The sequence below is a fragment of the Streptomyces sp. NPDC059009 genome, from assembly GCF_042740175.1.
In the GTDB taxonomy this organism is placed as follows: Bacteria; Actinomycetota; Actinomycetes; order Streptomycetales; family Streptomycetaceae; genus Streptomyces.
This window is the reverse complement of the sequence record NZ_JBHYJB010000081.1, coordinates 1-16804: the sequence shown is the minus strand read 5'-3', so window position 1 is coordinate 16804 and position 16804 is coordinate 1. Positions and strand designations below refer to the sequence as shown.

Below are 16804 nucleotides of genomic sequence, written 5' to 3'. Positions count from 1 at the left end.
TTTTGTGTATATGTGACTGGGGTTGCCGGGGGGGGGGGGTCCGAAGGGGCGCTGACGCCACCGTCATTCTTAGGTCGTTGGGGCGCCTCACCAGCTGGTTCGGCGCCCCATCGACGTATGCGGGGAGGGGCTCTAGACCCTGATCTGCACGGCGCGAGCCAGGCGGTCGTGGAGGCCGCGGCCGTCGCGGTCCCAGATCAGGGCCGGAATGGCGACGCACAGCAGCAGCGTCCGTACGAGGACCCGGCCGAGGCCGAGGCGGCCGCCGCCCTCCGCGACGACCCGCAGCCTGAAGAGGAGCTTGCCCGGCGTGCACCCCACGGTGCCCACCGTCAGCAGGCCCATCACGAAGAACAGGCCGAGCGCCCAGTTACCCATCGCCTGCTGGTCACCGCGAGCGAACAGGCCGTATGCGATGAGCATGCACAGCGCCCAGTCCACGGCGATCGCTCCGATGCGCCGCCCCGGGCGCGCGATCGAGCCCGGGCCCTCCTCCGGCAGACCGAGCTGCTCGCCTCGGTATCCGAAGTCGACGCCCGCGTCCTCGGCGGCCGCGCGGGGGCCGGAGAGCCACGATCCGATTGCTTGCCTGTTGTCCACCCGTCCACGGTACTGCGCCCCATTTCGCACGAGGACGGGCGGGGTGGGACGCAGGCCACTCGGCTCGGTTAACTTCGACGAAACAAATGGGTCATGCTTGAGAAATCCCGTCTCCCTATGGTCGGGTCCCAGCGTGTGCCACCGCACTGGCCGCACCACGAGCTTGCAACCCCGCCCCTCCCGGGACGGGAGTAGGAGGAGTTGGATGTTCCAGAACGCCGACGACGCAAAGAAGTTCATCGCGGACGAGGACGTCAAGTTCGTAGACGTCCGGTTCTGCGACCTGCCGGGTGTGATGCAGCACTTCACGATCCCGGCGGCGGCGTTCGACCCCGCCGAGGAGCTGGCCTTCGACGGTTCGTCGATCCGCGGCTTCCAGGCGATCCACGAGTCCGACATGGCGCTGCGCGCCGACCTCTCGACGGCCCGCGTCGACCCCTTCCGCCGCGACAAGACCGTCAACATCAACTTCTTCATCCACGACCCGATCACGGGCGAGCAGTACAGCCGTGACCCGCGCAACGTGGCCAAGAAGGCGGAGGCGTACCTCGCCTCGACGGGCATCGCGGACACGGCCTACTTCGGCCCCGAGGCCGAGTTCTACGTCTTCGACTCGGTCCGCTTCGAGACCTCCGCGAACCGCTCGATCTACGAGATCGACTCCGAGGCGGGCGCCTGGAACACCGGCGCCGTCGAGAACAACCGCGGCTACAAGGTCCGTTACAAGGGTGGCTACTTCCCGGCCCCGCCGGTCGACCACTTCGCGGACCTGCGCGCGGAGATCTCCCTGGAGCTGGACAAGAACGGCCTCCAGGTCGAGCGCCAGCACCACGAGGTCGGCACCGCCGGCCAGGCGGAGATCAACTACAAGTTCAACACGCTGCTCGCCGCGGCCGACGACCTGATGCTCTTCAAGTACATCGTGAAGAACGTCGCCTGGCAGAACGGCAAGACCGCGACCTTCATGCCGAAGCCGATCTTCGGCGACAACGGCTCGGGCATGCACGTCCACCAGTCCCTGTGGTCCGGTGGCGACCCCCTCTTCTACGACGAGCAGGGCTACGCGGGCCTCTCGGACACCGCCCGCTACTACATCGGCGGCATCCTCAAGCACGCCCCGTCGCTGCTCGCCTTCACCAACCCGACGGTGAACTCCTACCACCGCCTGGTCCCCGGCTTCGAGGCCCCGGTCAACCTGGTCTACTCGCAGCGCAACCGCTCCGCCGCGATGCGCATCCCGATCACGGGCTCCAACCCGAAGGCCAAGCGCGTCGAGTTCCGCGCCCCGGACCCGTCCTCCAACCCGTACCTCGCCTTCTCGGCGCTGCTCCTCGCGGGCCTCGACGGCGTCAAGAACAAGATCGAGCCCGCCGAGCCGATCGACAAGGACCTCTACGAGCTCGCCCCCGAGGAGCACGCGGGCGTCCCGCAGGTCCCGACCTCCCTCCCGGCGGTCCTCGACGCCCTCGAGGCGGACAACGAGTACCTCCAGGCCGGCGGCGTCTTCACGTCCGACCTGATCGAGACGTGGATCGACTACAAGCGCACGAACGAGATCGCGCCGATCCAGCTGCGGCCGCACCCGCACGAGTTCGAGCTGTACTTCGACATCTAAAGAGAACCAGTGAACTGAAGAGAACCAGTGAACTGTTGAATGGCCGCTACCTGCGTCATGGGTAGCGGCCATTCGTCGCGTGGCGGTGCGTCGAATAATGCGTTGACGCCCCCGGAGGGCGCCCTGTTACCTTTCGCGGGTCGTTCCAATTCGTTCTGGGCCTGTGTGCCCTGGAAAAGGGTGTTTGATGACCCGGCCCGCGCCGAGTGCGCCTCGCCGTACCGCGTAACCGTCCGCTGCCTTTCGCTGCCCGCTTCTCCGGGCGGCTGCCGGACGTGCTCTTCCGGTGCTCTGACCCGCCTGTCCGCCCTTCCACGGCGTTCGTGGGCCCTTTGACGAGGCCGCTCGGCCTGCTCTTGCTGTCATGACCGACTTCCAGCAAGGAGCACCCGGGTGTCCACCCACCACACCAGCAACACCAACAAGACCAGCACGACCGGCAAGACCGGCCACACTCTCAGCCTCGACACCTTCGCCTGCGCCTGGTGCGGGCTGACCGTGTCCGCGTACGCCGCCGACGGCGGGCCGCGCAACCACTGCCCGTCCTGCCTGCGCTCCCGGCACATCCTCGACCACGTCGAGGGCGGTCCGAGCGACTGCGAGGGCCGGATGTCCCCGATCGCCATCGCCGTGCTCCGCACCGGTGACTGGATGGTGATCCACCGCTGCGTACGCTGCGACGAGCTCACCTCGAACCCGGTCCGCACCGACGACAACCAGCTCATCCTGATGCGCATGGCGGTGCGCCCACTGGCCCAACCGCCCTTCCCGCTCGAAGCGTTCGGAACCCTCTGACCGCCCGTCGAGGAAGGAGCATCGTCATGTCACGCAACAACAGCAGTCGCGGGCGGCGCCGTCCGCAGCGGCACAAGGACGTCCTGCACACCCAGGGCGGGCACCGGGCAAGCGACTTCCGGTGCACGTCCTGCCGTCTCGACGTGTCCCTGGAGGCACCCGGCACCGCGCACCGCAACCACTGCCCCAACTGCCTGGCCAGCCTGCACGTCGACCGGAAGATCCCGGGCGACCGCGACGCGGGCTGCCGCGGCCGGATGGAGGCGCTGGGCCTGTCCGTCCGCACCGACGGCGAGTGGATGATCATCCACCAGTGCGCCTCCTGCGGCGAGCTCAGCGCCAACCGCATCGCCGGTGACGACAACCCGCTCGCCCTGGTCCGCCTCGCCCTCCGACCCCTCACCGATCCCCAGCACGCCGGGCGCGCCCTCCTCGCCCTGTGACCGTGCCCCGGCCGCAGTGGTGGCGGTGGCGGTGGGCGGGCCGCCCCGTCCCGCCCGGCTGCATGACCTTCGGCAAGCCCATGGCCGCAGCGGTCAGCGCCTACCGGCCGGAGTGAGTGACCGACCCGGCGCAGCCCCAGGTCAAGAGCGCGCTTTGCGGGAGTTGAGCCGCAGGACCGCCGCCGCGTACAGGCAGACCATCGGGGCGTCGACGGCCACCGACAGCCAGTCCATGTCGGCGGCCGTCTCGTCGGAGGCGAGGCCGCCCGCGATGGCTGAGGCGATGCCCATCGCGAGGAGGTTGTTGAGGATGTGGAGGGCGATCGCGGCCTCCAACCCTCCCGTGCGATGCGTCAGATAGGCCGCCACCAGGGCGAAGACCAGCAGGTCGGCGAAGCCCCACGGGGTGCCCCAGCCGTGGGCGGCGGCGAAGAGGAGGGCCTGCGGCAGTACGGCGATCCAGGGTGAGCGGACCCAGGCGCCGACGGCCTGGACGAGCCAGCCACGGAACACGTACTCCTCGGCGGCGGCCTGGAAGGGGACGAGGGCGCAGACGACGGTGAGGCCCGTCAGGAAGGGCAGCAGGCCCGCCCACTCCGTGTCCGTGCCGGTTCCGCCGCCCGACGACTCGGGGAGCAGCAGCATGATGCCGAGACTCGCGGCCGAGACCGGGAGCGCCACGGCGAGGCAGCGGCCCAGCCTGCGCCAGCGGAGGTGTCCGGTTACGGAGGACACGGTTCCCGCCGGGCGCCGCTGCGTCCAGCGGGCGGCCAGCAGGACGGCGGGGGTCAGCACGGCGAGGGAGAGCAGCGCCACGGCCGTCTCACCGATGCCGCCCAACTCGCGTATTCCGTCGGCGTCTTGGGGGCGGTCCAGGGCGGCCCCCGCGAGGTCGCCCGCGCCGAAGACGAGGAGGGTGAGGACCAGGGCGGCACCGAGGATCACCGCCGTGCCCGCGAGGGGGCGCCACCAGCGGTGTCGGCCGGTGGAGAGGGCCTGGCGGTGGTACGGGAGCGGGGTTGGGGGTGGGGGCGAGGGTGGGGGCGTCATGGGTCCAGCCTTCCGGCCTCGGGGGGCCGTGGCCTCGGCCTTCGGCATGATCAGGGTCTGCAACCTGGGATAGAGGGCGGGTCTCGGGGACGGGGAAGAGGGCGTGGGATTCGTATGATCTCGGGATCATGGAGCACATACGGAACTGGCTGCTGCCCGTACTGCTCGCGGTCCTGCAGTTGGCCATCTGGCCCGGGGCCGCGGTGCTGCGCGGGGACGGGGCGGGCATCGCGGTGTGGGAGTGGGGCGGTGCGCTCGCGCTCACCGTCGTCGCCACCGCCGGCCTCGGGGTGCGGCGCAGGCACCCCGTCGTCGCCGCGCTCGTCGTCGATGCCGTGCTCTTCGCCGGGCCCCTGCTGCCGGAGAACGCGACGCTCGTCCATGAGGCCGGGGGCATCATCGCGCTCTACTCGGTCGCGGTGCGCCGGTCCGCGCGGACGGCGCTCTCGGTGGCGGGGGTTCTGGTCGGCACGTCGCTGGTCCGCTCGCTCGTCGTGAGTGACTCGGGGGTCGACGTCGTCGCGGGGGTCGTCATGAATCTGGCGGTCTTCGCCGCCGTCGTCGGGCCCGGCCACGGCCGCCGCCGCTGGCATGCCGGGCGCCGCGCGGCCGCCCGTGACCTGGCCCTCGCGGAGGCCGAGCGCAGCACCGCCGCGACCACCGAACGGCAGCGGCTCGCCCGTGAGCTGCACGACGTCAGCGCCCACCACCTCACCTCCGTCGTCGTCACCGCCGACACCGCGCGGCGCCTGGGCGACCGTCGTCCCGAACTGGCCGCCGATGCCTTGGAGTTCGCGGCCGAGAGCGGTCGTGCGACGGTCGCCGCGCTGCACCGTCTGGTGGCCGTGATGGAGACGGCGGCGGCCGACGAGGGCAGCGGGCTCGGGGACCGGGTCGGCGAACTGGTCGCCGGGTTCGAGCGGTTGGGGCAGCCGGTGACCGTTCGGATCGAGGAGGAGTTCGGCGGACTCACCGGTCCGGTGGGCGAGGCCGTCTTCGGCATCGTGCGGGAGGCCCTCACCAACGCGCTGCGGTATGCGGCGGGGGCGGAGGTGCGGGTGGTGGTGCGGGGGTGCGAGGAGCGAGACGGACGAGACGGGCGAGACGGGCGAGGTGGGCGAGGTGGGCGAGATGGGCGAGATGGGCGTGTGGGGGTGCTGGAGGTCGTCGTCGAGGATGACGGGGGTGGCTCGGCCGGTGGTGCGGGTCGTGGCTCGGCCGGTGGGCTGGGGAGTGGCTCGGTCGGTGGGGGTGCGCATGTGGTGCGGCAGCGGCTCGGTGGTGGGCGCGGGACCATCGGCATGCGAGAGCGGGCCACCGCGCTCGGAGGGACGTTCGACGCGGGGTGGCGGGCGGACGGTGGGGGCTGGGTGGTGCGGGCTCGGATACCGCGGGAGGCCGGGCGTGACAGCTGGCGTGGCGGTGGGCTCGGGGGCGGACTTGGGGGGCGGCGTGACGGTGGGCTTGTCGGTGGGTGTGGGCTTGGGCGCGCTGTTGTGCGTCTGCTTCGGTTCTCCTCCCTGAGCAAGGACCTGCTCGCCGACGCCGCCGTCATGCTCGCCGTCGCCGTCGTGCCCTGCATGTTCGTGCTCGTCGACCGGCCCGCCTCCGTCGCTCTCGCCTCGGCGCCCACCGCTCTGCACGCCCTGCCCCTGCTGTGGCGGCGGAGGGCGCCCTGGGTCGCCCTGTGCGGGGTGCTCGGTGCCTCCTGGATCGGGCCGGTCGCCCTCGCTTTCGGGGTGGTTCCCGCGCATGTGGTGGGCGCCCTCGTGGTGGGCGGTGGCATCGCCGTGTGTGTCGCGCTGTACGCCGTGGCCCGGTACGCGGGGCCCGCCGTGCGCAGTCTGCCCGGCCTCTTCCTCGCCGCCGGGGTGACGGGCATGACCACCGCGGGGGCGGGGCTGGTGTGGGACGGGTCCGAGGCTGATGCTGATCAGGGCGTCGGGCTCGTCGTTTTCATGGTCGTCGTCACCACCTTCCTCGCCGCCCTCCCGCTGACCGCCGTCTGGGGCCTCGGCGCCGCCCTGCACCGCCGCCGCGAGCGCGTGCGCAGCCGGGAGGGCAGTGTGCTCGCCGCGACCGTGCAGGCCGCGGTCGTCGAGGCGTACGAGGAGCGGCAGCGCATCGCCGCCGAGCTGCGCGGCACGGTGCTCCCGCACGCGCGTTCCGTCGTGGACGACGCCGGACGCGGCGATCTCGACGGGGTCGCCGAACGGGCCCGGGCCGGGCTCGCCGCCATGCGTGAACTGCTCGCCGCGTTGCGGGAGGTCTCCGGTGAGAGACTTCGGGGCGGCGAGCCCCAGCCCCAGCCCCAGCCCCAGAAAGAGGTGTCCCCATCACTGTCCGAGTGATGATCGTCGACGACCAGGCCGTCGTCCGCACCGGCTTCGTGGCCATCGTCGGCTCCGAGCCCGACCTGGAAGTCGTCGCCGAGGCCGCCGACGGCGCCCACGCCGTGGAGCTGGCGCGCGACGTGCTGCCCGACGTCGTCCTCATGGACATCCGCATGCCCGGCATGGACGGTCTCACCGCGACCCGGCTGCTCACCTCGTACGAGAACGGGCCCCGCGTCCTCGTCCTGACCACCTTCGACCAGGACGCCCATGTGCATGACGCGCTGCGGGCGGGGGCGTCCGGGTTTCTGCTCAAGGACGCGCAGCCGGAGGAGCTGCTCAGCGGGATCCGGATCGTGGCCTCCGGGGAGGCGATGCTCGCCCCGACCGTCACGCGCCGGCTGATCGACGCCTTCGCCGAGGGCCCGCACGGTGCCCATGGTGTGCCCGTCCCGGTCGAGCCCGGGCCCGGCGCCGACGCCCTCGCCGCCCTCACGCCCCGGGAGCGCGAGGTCCTCTCGCTCGTGGCGGCCGGGCTCGCCAACGCCGAGATCGCCGACTCCCTCGGGGTGACCACGGGGACCGTGAAGTCCCATGTCAACGCCCTGCTCAGCAAGTTGGGGCTGCGCGACCGGGTGCAGGCCACGATCTTCGCCTACGACACCGGGCTCGCCCGGCCCCGCTCAGGGCGTGCGGCGGGGTGAGCCCCGGTAGGTGCCGAAGGACCACTTGTTGCCCTCGGGGTCCTCGATCGCGAACTCCCTGCTGCCGTACGGCTGGTCCTCGATCTCGCGGATGACCTTCACGCCCGCCGCGCCGAGCCTGGCGTAGAGCGCGTCCACGTGGTCCGTGACGACGTACGCCCCGAAGGTGCCGGGCTTCTGGCACCAGCCCTGGGACGCGGCCTGCGGGTCGTGCGAGCCGAGCATGATCGCGCCGCCCTCGGGCCAGTCGAGCTCGGCGTGGGCGACGCGGCCGCCGTCCTCGTACACGGCCGTGCGCACGAAGCCGACCGTGTCGACGAGGAAGTCGATGAGGGCGGGAGCGTCGGTGGCCTGGAGGGTGGGCCAGACGTCGGGGGCGCGTTCCGTGGTGCTGCTCGTGTTGTCCGTGGGGGTGGGCATGGCTTCTCCCTTGGTGGTTCCGTTCCGGTTCCGGTGTGCCGGTGTGCCGGCGCTCTGGTGTGCCGGCGTCGGCGTTCCGGGCTCACTCCCACTCTTCGCCGTACCGGTTCCCGCCCGCTTGGATATTCCGGCACTCTTCGGCCAGCCACCCGGAGGGGCTGAGGCCGGTGTACTGCCGGAAGTCGCGTACGAGATGTGAGTGGTCGTAGTACCCGCAGTCCGCCGCGACCCGGGAGAGGTCCGGCGGGGCGTCCGCGGCGACGGCGCGGACCACGGCCGAGCGGGCGTGCTGGAAGCGCATCAGGCGGGCCGCCTGCTTGGGGGTGAGGCCCGTCTCGGCGCGGAAGAGGGTGCCGAGGCGGCGCTCGCTCAGGGCCACGTGGGCGGCGAGGCCGCGGAGGGTGCCGGTGCCGCGGTGGCGGGCCAGCCAGGTCCATGCCTCGGTCACCTCGGGGCGTACGTCGGCGGTCCTCGCGCCCTTTTCGTTCTCCGCTGTCGCCGCGCGCCTCCTCAGGTAGGCGGTGAGCAGCTCGAAGCGGTCCTCCCAGGTCGTCAACTCGCGCAGCCGGTCGCGGACTTCGGTGGCCGCGGGGCCGAGGACGTCTGCTCCGGACGTGACCAGCTGGGCGGCCAGTTCGGCCGCGGGCAGGCCGAGGAGCGCGCGGGCCGCGAGGGGGTGCACCGCGAGCTGGATGCCCGACTCGCGCTCGGGCTGGAGCAGGTACGCGGGGGTCTGGTGCAGGCCGCCCACGACGATGTCGGTGCGGGTGGGGGCGGAGCCGGTGGCCTCGGTGGGGGTGCGGCCCGCGGTGACGGGGCCGTCCAGGGAGAAGACCAGGGTGAGGTAAGGGGACGGGAGGCCGCGGTGGAGGGTCGGCGGGGCGTCCCGGGTGCCGTGCAGGGTCGGCGGGGTGTTCCTGGTGCCATGGAGGGCCGGCGGGGTGTTCCTGGTGCGGTAGCCGACCGCGGAGACGACCATTCCGCCGAGGTGGGGCTCGGCTCTCACGAATTCCGTGGACGGGGGGTCCAAGGGGTCCATGGGGCCAGTATGCGCGGAGGGCGGGCCTTCTTCCCGGCTGTGCCCGGACCGGCTCGATGAGGCCGTGCAGCGACGGAATGCGGCTACCCCTGTTCGTCCAAGCCATGCCCCTCATTCACCGTGACTTCGATCATGGGAAACCAGCGGCCTGCCTCATAGCATTGCGCGCCGCTCCGGATGGGGCGCTCAACGCTTCGAGGGATCTGAGGGACACGGAAACCATGGGAATACGGGCAAAGGGCAAGCTTGCCGTCGTCGGGGCCACGGGGGCGGTCGCGGCCGCCGTGCTCGCGGGGAGCGCGCTCTGGCCGACCTCGGACGCGAGCGCCGCGGACGCCTCGGCCTCGACGGCGCGGGAGCTGAAGCACTGGCCGAAGCCGGTCGCGAAGCAGCTCGGGAAGGTCATCGCGAAGAACGGCGACAAGGGCGCGTACGCGGTCTTCGACGCGGACAACACCTCGTACCGCAATGACCTGGAAGAGGCGCTGCTGCCCTTCCTGGAGAACAAGGGCGTACTGACCCGGAAGTCGATGGACCCGTCCCTGAAGGTCATCCCCTTCAAGGACACCGCCACGCACAAGGAGAGCCTCTACAGCTATTACAACCGGCTGTGCGAGGTCGACGACCAGGTCTGCTATCCGTGGGCCGCGCAGATCTTCTCCGGGTTCACGCTGACCGAGCTCAAGAAGTACGTGGACGAGCTGCTCGCCTCGAAGAAGCCGATCCCGGCCGAGTACTACGAGGACGGGAAGCTGACCAAGACCGAGGTCAGCCCGCCCGAACTCTCCAACGGCATGCGGGAGTTGTACAACACCCTGCAGAAGCACGGCATCAAGGTCTATGTCGTCAGTGCCGCCAGTGAGGACCTGGTGCGCATGGTGCTCGCCGATCCGAAGTACGGGTACAACGTGAAGCCCGAGAACGTCCTCGGTGTCGCGGCCCTCCTCAAGGACCGCAGGACGGGCGACGTGACGTCCGCGCGCAAGGAGATCGCCGCCGGGACGTACGACCCGAAGAAGCTCGCGGACCGTGAGCTGACGCCGAAGCTGTGGGCGCCGCTGACCTGGTACCAGGGCAAGCCCGCGGCGATCAGCACCTACATCGACGAGTGGAAGAAGCCTCTGCTCGTGGCCGGTGACACCCCCGTCAGCGACGGGCCGATGCTGTTCCACTCCGCCGATGTCGAGCACGGTGGTGTGCGGGTGTGGGTCAACCGCAAGGACAAGTACATGAAGCAGCTCGACGGCATGAAGAAGAAGAACGCCGAGCGGCAGCGGGAGTTGGGGCAGAAGGTGACCGCCGACAAGCGGTGGCTGACCGTCACGCCCGAGCAGATTCGCTGACCGTCACGCCCGAGCAGATTCGCTGAACGCCGCGACGAGTGCCGGACGCTCCGGGGGCTCCGGGGCGTCCGCCAGGAGCGCGTGCAGCAGCAGGCGTGCCTTCGGCGCGTCCAGGTGGCCCGCGCCGATCAGGCCGTGGGCGAGCAGGTCGTGCTCGGAGCCGGGCCCCCGGTAGGTCTCGCTGAGCAGGGGGCCCGCCCCGGTGCGGGAGGCGAGGACCACGGGGATGCGGGCCGCGAGGGCGGCCAGCGGGTCGACGAGCCAGGCGGGGGCGTGGCCCGCGCCGAACGCCGCCAGGACCAGGCCGTCGAAGCGGTCGTCGACGGCCTCGAGCAGCTCGCCGCCGTCGCCCATCGTGAGGGTGAGGAGAGCTACCCGTACGGGGCGGTGGGGGCGCAGCGGGCGGGGCACCGTGGGGCGCGCGGGGCGGAGCAGGACGCGCGGGCGGCCCTCCACCAGCACGCCCAGGGGGCCCGCGCCGGGGGACGCGAAGGTGGCCGTGGACGTGGTGTGCGTCTTGCGTACGTGCCGGGCGGCGTGGATCTCGTCGGCGAGGACCGCGACGACGCCGAGGCCCCGACAGCCGGGGTCGGCGGCGACGGCGATCGCCGCGGCCAGGTTGGCGGGGCCGTCGGCGCCCGGCCGGTCGGGGCGGCGCATCGCGCCCGTCACGGCGACGGGGGCGCCCGGGGCGCAGAGCAGGTCGAGGAGGAACGCGGTCTCCTCCAGCGTGTCGGTGCCCTGCACCACGACGACGCCGTGCCCGGCCGCGGTCTCCTCGTCGACGGCCGCCGCGAGCTCGGTGATGTCGTCGATCGTCAGGGAGGAGCTGGGCAGGCGGCGGAAGTCGCGCAGCCGGACCTCGGCCTCGGCCCCGCCCGTCGCCGCCGGTCCGGTCAGTCCGGCCAGTCCGGCCAGCACCTCGGCGCCGCTGAGGCGGCCCACTCCCCCGCCGTGCGCGGAGATGGTGCCGCCGAGCGTGAAGACGGTGACGGTTGCCGCCATGGCTGCCTCAACTCCCCCTGTGCGTACGGCGGATGCTCTCACACCCCTGGCGTCGCACTGATCACACCCGCAGCGATCGCCGCGTTCAGCATCGCGTGGTCCGCCTTGTTCCGGTCCGCGTAGCGCAGCGCGAAGTCGGCGAGGGCCCGGTCGAATGTGTCGGAGGAGCCGAGGTAGGCCGCGATGGCTATGCGGTCGCCGGAGCGGGCGTGGGCGCGGGCCAGGGCGGTGCCGCAGAGCTGGGCGTAGGTGCGCAGCTCCGCGGGGTCCATCACGGCGACGTCGGCGGAGCCCTTCATGTCGCGCAGCTGGCGCCAGTAGTAGGCGCGGCCCTGGGGTCCGGTCATCCAGCCGAGGAAGATGTCGCCGGCCGCCTGGAGGAGGCGCTGGCCCGCGACCACGCGGTGGCCGGGATGGACGTACGGGCCGGTCGGCAGGTGGTCCTCCAGGACGGAGCGGACGGCCTCCTTGATCTGGAGGAAGAGCGGGTCGCCCGCGTCCCGCCCGGCGAGCAGCACGATGAAGCAGCGGGTGCCGACGCTGCCCACCCCGACGACCTTGCGCGCGGCGTCGACGAAGCGGTAGCGGTCGAGGAGGAGGCGGCGCTCCTCGGCGAGCGTGGAGCGGTAGTCGCCGAAGATCTTGCGCAGGGCGGCCATGTCGGGGGCGCCCGCGGGTTCGAGGAGGGGCGGGTCGTGGATGATGCGGCGGCGCCCGTCCACGAGTTCGGTGAGCTTGCCCAGGGCCTGGAGGCTGGTGCGGCGCCGGGCCCGGTCGAGGCTCGCGGCGGCGCGCTCGCGGCTGCGGCCCTCCCGTATGAGGGGCAGCAGCGCGTGGGCGTCGATGCGCTCGTACCAGGCGGCCAGCTCGCCGAGGCCCGCGAGGCGCCGCATCGCCTCCCGGTAGGCGCGGGCGGCGGCGCCCGCGGCCTGGTGGGCGCGGGCCTCGGTGTGGCCGTTCTCGTGCGCGGCGACGGCGACGCTGGCGGCGAGGCGCTTGACGTCCCACTCGAAGGGGCCCGGGTAGGTCTCGTCGAAGTCGTTGAGGTCGAAGAGCAGCGAGCGCTCCGGCGAGGCGAACACCCCGAAGTTCAACAGGTGGGCGTCACCGCAGAGTTGGACGGTCAGTCCGGTCCGGCGCTGCCCGGCCAGGTCGCCCGTCATGATCGCGGCCGCGCCGCGCAGGAAGGAGAAGGGCGACGCGGACATCCGGCCGTAGCGGATGGTCAGCAGCTCCTGGACCCGGTCCACGCCCTGCCGCTCCAGGACGGCGACGGGGTCGGGCCGGTCGGCCGCGGGGATCCAGGCCGCGTGCGAGGAGCGCGAGGCGCGCTTGCGGGCGGCTCTGCCCGTCTGGGCTCGTGCGGCCGGCGTGGTCATGCCCGCTCTCCCCTCTCGGTCGGCGTGGCTTTCCCTTCGTAGCGGGTAACGGCCTCCTCTGGACAGCAGCCAAAACGGACGGACGCGTACCCGCATGCCGGGTACGGCGAACGGGTGACCGAATCAGGGTGCTGTGGGAGCGGCCGGGGCGGCCGCCCCGGCCCAGTCGGCCACGCGCCGGGCGAGGGCGCCGCCGGATCTGGCCCAGGCGAAGTGGTCCAGGCGGCCACCCGCCTCCTCGCTCGTGTAGCGGTGGCGGGTGACGCGGGCGTGCGGGGCCTTGCCGACGAGGTGGGCGAGGGCGCCGGGCGGGGCGAGCCTGTCGTGCTCGACGGAGACGGCGAGCACGGGCAGGTCGAGGGCGGCGAGGGCGGCCTCGTAGTCGAGGGCCGAGCCCTTCGCGCCGTAACGGCCGGTCCGGCCCTGGCGCGCCCAGTCCCGCATGACGCCCTTGGCCTGGTCGCCGCCGAAGCCGAAGCGCTTGCCCGGCCACCGGCCGAGCAGCGTCGCGAGGCCCGCGATGGCGGCCTCGCCGAGCAGCAGTCGCGGCCCGCGCCGCCACCCGTACGCCCGGAACCAGACCGAGCCGCAGGCGACGAGCGCCACCCCGTCCACGCCGGGGCCGATGCCCAATGCCGCGTGCACGAGGGCGAGTTGGCCGCCCAGGCTGTGCCCGAGGAGGAACAGCGGGGCGTCGGCGCCGAGTTCCTTGCGCACGGCCTCGACGACGGCGGGGAAGTCCTGCTCGACGAGGGTGCGGTAGCCGTGGTCGCGGCAGCGGGGGTCGGTGATGTGCGGGGTGGCCTCGCCCTGGCCGCGCAGGTCCACGGTGACGGCGGTGAGGCCCGCGGCGTGCAGCTCGCGGGCGAAGGCGCGGTAGAAGCGGGCGGGGGTGCCCATCGCGGGGAGGATCAGGACGGCGGGGGCCGGGCCGCCGGGGGTGGGGGCGTCGGGGGCCGGGCCGCCGGGGGCGGGGGCGCCGTCGACCGGCTCGGCACGCAGGGCGCGTAGGGGGAGACGGGTGCCGTCGGGGAGTTCGACGGTGGTGAGGGGCGGCAGCTCGTCGGGCTTCGTCATGGGGGCAGCATGACCCATGGGCCCGAACAAGTCGTGGCCGACCGCGAGTTGGGCCGGCACGGGGTGGCCGACCGTGAGATGGCGACATACGCATGGGCCGAAGGTGGCGACATACGCATGGGCCGACCACGAGTCGGGCGGGGTCCGTCGGACCCCGCCCATCCCCGCGTCAGCGGCTGTAGCGCATCAGCGCGCGCACCATGTGGCAGGTGATGTCCGACGGTGGGTGGATGCCCACGTCCTCCGCCATGCTGCGGATGCGGTTGTTGCTCGCCTGGTTCGGCACATAGACGCCCGAGTCGAGCAGGGCGATGGCCAGGCGCATGGCCTTGAGGCGGCGGTTGTGCGTGATGTACCACTCGCGGGGCCGCCCGGCGGGCAGCGGCTTCTTCGCCAGCGGGGCATACGGCATGTCGATGAGCAGGGGCTTCGGTATCAGTGCGGCAGCGGGCACAGGCATCCTCCTGACGCGGTCAGGGTCCCCCGTCGGGTACCCTCGAACACTTCCTTAATTCTACTGCCGGGCACTGACAATCGTCCCTGGCCAGACGGGTGTTGGACGGGTGTCGACAGTTCGAACATCCACTCCGGCGCGATACCGTGCCGCCCATGGAGATCTGGATCAACCCCGCCTGTTCGAAGTGCCGCAGCGCCCTGAGCCTGCTCGACGCGGAGGGCGCCGACTACACGGTGCGCCGCTACCTGGAGGACGTGCCGAGCGCGGACGAGATCCGCGCCGTCCTGGACCGGCTCGGACTCGAGCCCTGGGACATCACCCGCACCCAGGAAGCCGTCGCGAAGGAGCTCGGTCTCGCCGACCGCGCGGCGTGGCCACGGGACGCCTCCGGCCGTGAGCGGTGGATCACCGCGCTCTCGGCGCACCCGAAGCTCATCCAGCGGCCGATCATCACCGCCGACGACGGCACGGCGGTCGTGGCGCGCTCGGAGGAGGCCGTACGGGACGCACTTTCACGCTGAGTCGCCGAATGCCTCATGAGAGTCGCGTTCGCGAAGCATAAAGAGTCCGGCAAATCCATAGCCAACCGTCCCATAGTCGCAGCCAAGCGACCATAAAACCGTTACACACCGCCCCGTACGGTGGACCGCTCCATAGCGAACGCACACACCACGGGAAGGGGCGCGGCATGGGGCACGCGACGTCGGGCGGCGTATACGGAACGATCCTCGCGAGCGCCCTGCTGGCCGCACTGCAGCGCGGGGAGGAGCCCTACACGCCGTACTACGACGCGTCCTGGGTCCTGGTGACGGCCGGCACGGCGGCGCTCGCGCACGGCTACGCCCGGCACATGTCCACGCACACGCCGGGCTCGGGCACCCACCGCTGGCGGCAGTTGATACGGGTGCTCGGCGACGAGTGGCCGGTGATCGTGGCCTCCTGGCCGACCGTGATCCTGCTGGTCCTCTCCGGGATCATGAAGTGGCCGGAGACACACGTCACTTACGTGGGGCTCATGCTGAACGCGGCGCTCCTCTTCGGCTGGGGCCTCGTCGGCGCCCTGCGCATGGGCTACCGCAGACGCTCGGCCGTCCTGATCGGGCTCGCCGACTCGGCCATCGCGCTGGGCATCGCGGCGGCCAACGCGGTGATCAAGTAGCGCTCTGCCCAAGTAGCGCTCTGGCCAAGTAGCCCTGTGATCAAGTAGCGCGCCGACGGAGCCCCTTGAGTGACGCCCGCCACAGACGCCCCAGGTAACACGCGGTTCACATGAGAGCAACGGACGGGAAATCGCCCGTTGGCAGGCTGCTCGACAGCACGCAGCACCCGCACGTTCTGCGTCGACCCGAGCGCCCTAAGGATGAAGCCCGTGACGTTCAAGGCTGAGTACATCTGGATCGACGGCACCGAGCCGACCGCCAAGCTCCGTTCGAAGACGAAGATAATCGCGGGCTCCCCCGCGGGTCTCGACGCGCTGCCGATCTGGGGCTTCGACGGCTCCTCCACCAACCAGGCCAAGGGCCACGCCTCGGACCGCGTGCTGCGCCCCGTCGCCTCCTACCCCGACCCGATCCGGGGCGGCGACGACATCCTCGTCCTGTGCGAGGTGCTCGACATCGACATGACGCCGCACGCGTCCAACACCCGCGCCGAGCTCGCCGAGGTCTCGGCGCGCTTCGAGGCGCAGGAGCCGATCTTCGGCATCGAGCAGGAGTACACCTTCTTCGAGGGCGAGCGCCCGCTCGGCTTCCCCGTCGGCGGCTTCCCGGCCGCGCAGGGCGGCTACTACTGCGGCGTCGGCACGGACGAGATCCACGGCCGCGACATCGTCGAGGCGCACCTCGACAACTGCCTCAAGGCGGGCCTCGGCATCTCCGGCATCAACGCCGAAGTGATGCCCGGACAGTGGGAGTTCCAGGTCGGCCCGCTCTCCCCGCTGGAGGTCTCCGACCAGCTGTGGGTGGCCCGCTGGCTGCTCTACCGCACCGCCGAGGACTTCAAGGTCTCCGCGACCCTCGACCCCAAGCCGGTCAAGGGCGACTGGAACGGCGCGGGCGCGCACACCAACTTCTCCACGAAGGCGATGCGCGAGGGCTACGACGCGATCATCACCGCGTGCGAGTCGCTCGGCGAGGGCTCCAAGCCGATGGACCACGTCAAGAACTACGGCGCGGGCATCGACGACCGGCTGACCGGCCTGCACGAGACGGCCCCCTGGAACGAGTACACCTACGGCGTCTCCGACCGCGGCGCCTCGGTCCGCATCCCCTGGCAGGTCGAGAAGGACGGCAAGGGCTACATCGAGGACCGCCGCCCGAACGCCAACGTCGACCCGTACGTGGTGACGCGCCTCCTCGTCGACACCTGCTGCGCCGCGCTGGAGAAGGCCGGACAGGTCTGATCCCGCCACGCGTACGTCGCTGAGGGCGCCCCCCGGCCGGCGGGCGCCCGCAGCGGTTGCCGTGCCCCGGGCCAAGGGTTCGCCCTTCACCCCCTCAAGGTCGAGTCGGGGTAAAGGCAGGGCCAACCCCGCCATTGGGCGGT

At 71.9% G+C, this 16804-nt stretch carries 17 protein-coding genes; 9 read left to right on the top strand and 8 right to left on the bottom strand.

Annotated features, from left to right (window positions below; genetic code table 11):
- Positions 1 to 132: 132 nt before the first annotated feature.
- Complete coding sequence (locus tag ACFWYM_RS44075) at positions 133 to 600, bottom strand: RDD family protein (RefSeq protein ID WP_384851113.1); 468 nt, start codon at positions 598 to 600, stop codon at positions 133 to 135.
- A 205-nt stretch (positions 601 to 805) separates the two neighbouring features.
- Between ACFWYM_RS44075 and glnA the strand changes: the two genes are divergently transcribed.
- The 3 genes from glnA to ACFWYM_RS44060 all read left to right on the top strand — a co-directional run bounded on the left by glnA (position 806) and on the right by ACFWYM_RS44060 (position 3453).
- Positions 806 to 2215, top strand: a complete 1410-nt coding sequence (glnA, locus tag ACFWYM_RS44070) for a type I glutamate--ammonia ligase (RefSeq protein WP_384851111.1) — start codon at positions 806 to 808, stop codon at positions 2213 to 2215.
- A gap of 393 nt (positions 2216 to 2608) precedes the next feature.
- Positions 2609 to 3010 (top strand): RNHCP domain-containing protein, encoded by a 402-nt coding sequence (locus ACFWYM_RS44065; RefSeq protein WP_384851109.1) that lies wholly within the window; start codon positions 2609 to 2611, stop codon positions 3008 to 3010.
- Between the two features lie 26 nt (positions 3011 to 3036).
- A complete protein-coding gene (locus ACFWYM_RS44060; protein WP_384851107.1) occupies positions 3037 to 3453 on the top strand; it encodes an RNHCP domain-containing protein in 417 nt (138 codons plus the stop codon).
- A 141-nt stretch (positions 3454 to 3594) separates the two neighbouring features.
- Here ACFWYM_RS44060 and ACFWYM_RS44055 read toward each other — a convergent pair whose 3' ends face one another.
- Complete coding sequence (locus tag ACFWYM_RS44055) at positions 3595 to 4503, bottom strand: CPBP family intramembrane glutamic endopeptidase (protein WP_384851105.1); 909 nt, start codon at positions 4501 to 4503, stop codon at positions 3595 to 3597.
- 128 nt (positions 4504 to 4631) lie between these two features.
- Between ACFWYM_RS44055 and ACFWYM_RS44050 the strand changes: the two genes are divergently transcribed.
- Positions 4632 to 6854: a sensor histidine kinase gene (locus tag ACFWYM_RS44050; protein ID WP_384851103.1), complete on the top strand. Its 2223-nt coding sequence runs from the start codon at positions 4632 to 4634 to the stop codon at positions 6852 to 6854.
- Positions 6839 to 7540 (top strand): response regulator, encoded by a 702-nt coding sequence (locus ACFWYM_RS44045; RefSeq protein WP_384851115.1) that lies wholly within the window; start codon positions 6839 to 6841, stop codon positions 7538 to 7540. The genes ACFWYM_RS44050 and ACFWYM_RS44045 overlap by 16 nt, the downstream gene beginning before the upstream one ends.
- Here the strand turns inward: ACFWYM_RS44045 and ACFWYM_RS44040 are convergent.
- Positions 7520 to 7960, bottom strand: coding sequence for a VOC family protein (locus ACFWYM_RS44040; RefSeq protein ID WP_384851101.1), 441 nt, complete (start codon positions 7958 to 7960; stop codon positions 7520 to 7522). The genes ACFWYM_RS44045 and ACFWYM_RS44040 overlap by 21 nt on opposite strands.
- 82 nt (positions 7961 to 8042) lie before the next feature.
- Positions 8043 to 8999: a helix-turn-helix domain-containing protein gene (locus ACFWYM_RS44035; protein WP_384851099.1), complete on the bottom strand. Its 957-nt coding sequence runs from the start codon at positions 8997 to 8999 to the stop codon at positions 8043 to 8045.
- 221 nt (positions 9000 to 9220) lie between these two features.
- Between ACFWYM_RS44035 and ACFWYM_RS44030 the strand changes: the two genes are divergently transcribed.
- Complete coding sequence (locus ACFWYM_RS44030; RefSeq protein WP_384851098.1) at positions 9221 to 10342, top strand: haloacid dehalogenase-like hydrolase; 1122 nt, start codon at positions 9221 to 9223, stop codon at positions 10340 to 10342.
- Between the two features lie 3 nt (positions 10343 to 10345).
- Here ACFWYM_RS44030 and ACFWYM_RS44025 read toward each other — a convergent pair whose 3' ends face one another.
- The 4 genes from ACFWYM_RS44025 to ACFWYM_RS44010 all read right to left on the bottom strand — a co-directional run bounded on the left by ACFWYM_RS44025 (position 10346) and on the right by ACFWYM_RS44010 (position 14257).
- A complete protein-coding gene (locus ACFWYM_RS44025; RefSeq protein WP_384851096.1) occupies positions 10346 to 11347 on the bottom strand; it encodes an asparaginase in 1002 nt (333 codons plus the stop codon).
- A 38-nt stretch (positions 11348 to 11385) separates the two neighbouring features.
- A complete protein-coding gene (locus tag ACFWYM_RS44020) occupies positions 11386 to 12726 on the bottom strand; it encodes a DUF2252 domain-containing protein (protein ID WP_384851094.1) in 1341 nt (446 codons plus the stop codon).
- A 123-nt stretch (positions 12727 to 12849) separates the two neighbouring features.
- A complete protein-coding gene (locus ACFWYM_RS44015; RefSeq protein ID WP_384851092.1) occupies positions 12850 to 13803 on the bottom strand; it encodes an alpha/beta fold hydrolase in 954 nt (317 codons plus the stop codon).
- Positions 13804 to 13972: 169 nt separating this feature from the next.
- Complete coding sequence (locus ACFWYM_RS44010) at positions 13973 to 14257, bottom strand: hypothetical protein (RefSeq protein ID WP_384851090.1); 285 nt, start codon at positions 14255 to 14257, stop codon at positions 13973 to 13975.
- A 155-nt stretch (positions 14258 to 14412) separates the two neighbouring features.
- On the opposite strand from ACFWYM_RS44010, the gene ACFWYM_RS44005 reads away from it, so the two are divergent.
- From ACFWYM_RS44005 to glnII, 3 genes are all read left to right on the top strand, one after another.
- Positions 14413 to 14781, top strand: coding sequence for an arsenate reductase family protein (locus tag ACFWYM_RS44005; protein WP_384851088.1), 369 nt, complete (start codon positions 14413 to 14415; stop codon positions 14779 to 14781).
- 167 nt (positions 14782 to 14948) lie between these two features.
- Positions 14949 to 15419 carry a hypothetical protein gene (locus ACFWYM_RS44000; RefSeq protein ID WP_384851086.1) on the top strand — a complete coding sequence of 157 codons (471 nt, stop codon included), beginning with the start codon at positions 14949 to 14951 and terminating at the stop codon, positions 15417 to 15419.
- Positions 15420 to 15629: 210 nt separating this feature from the next.
- Positions 15630 to 16661 carry a glutamine synthetase gene (glnII, locus tag ACFWYM_RS43995; protein WP_384851084.1) on the top strand — a complete coding sequence of 344 codons (1032 nt, stop codon included), beginning with the start codon at positions 15630 to 15632 and terminating at the stop codon, positions 16659 to 16661.
- Positions 16662 to 16804: the final 143 nt, after the last annotated feature.

Coding starts and splice junctions, on each gene's coding strand:
- ACFWYM_RS44015 (WP_384851092.1), bottom strand. CDS start 13,803: ATGACGAAGCCCGACGAGCTGCCGCCCCTCACCACCGTCGAACTCCCC.
- ACFWYM_RS44035 (WP_384851099.1), bottom strand. CDS start 8,999: ATGGACCCCTTGGACCCCCCGTCCACGGAATTCGTGAGAGCCGAGCCC.
- ACFWYM_RS44000 (WP_384851086.1), top strand. CDS start 14,949: ATGGGGCACGCGACGTCGGGCGGCGTATACGGAACGATCCTCGCGAGC.
- glnA (WP_384851111.1), top strand. CDS start 806: ATGTTCCAGAACGCCGACGACGCAAAGAAGTTCATCGCGGACGAGGAC.
- ACFWYM_RS44025 (WP_384851096.1), bottom strand. CDS start 11,347: ATGGCGGCAACCGTCACCGTCTTCACGCTCGGCGGCACCATCTCCGCG.
- ACFWYM_RS44040 (WP_384851101.1), bottom strand. CDS start 7,960: ATGCCCACCCCCACGGACAACACGAGCAGCACCACGGAACGCGCCCCC.
- ACFWYM_RS44030 (WP_384851098.1), top strand. CDS start 9,221: ATGGGAATACGGGCAAAGGGCAAGCTTGCCGTCGTCGGGGCCACGGGG.
- ACFWYM_RS44005 (WP_384851088.1), top strand. CDS start 14,413: ATGGAGATCTGGATCAACCCCGCCTGTTCGAAGTGCCGCAGCGCCCTG.
- ACFWYM_RS44020 (WP_384851094.1), bottom strand. CDS start 12,726: ATGACCACGCCGGCCGCACGAGCCCAGACGGGCAGAGCCGCCCGCAAG.
- ACFWYM_RS44060 (WP_384851107.1), top strand. CDS start 3,037: ATGTCACGCAACAACAGCAGTCGCGGGCGGCGCCGTCCGCAGCGGCAC.
- ACFWYM_RS44050 (WP_384851103.1), top strand. CDS start 4,632: ATGGAGCACATACGGAACTGGCTGCTGCCCGTACTGCTCGCGGTCCTG.
- ACFWYM_RS44055 (WP_384851105.1), bottom strand. CDS start 4,503: ATGACGCCCCCACCCTCGCCCCCACCCCCAACCCCGCTCCCGTACCAC.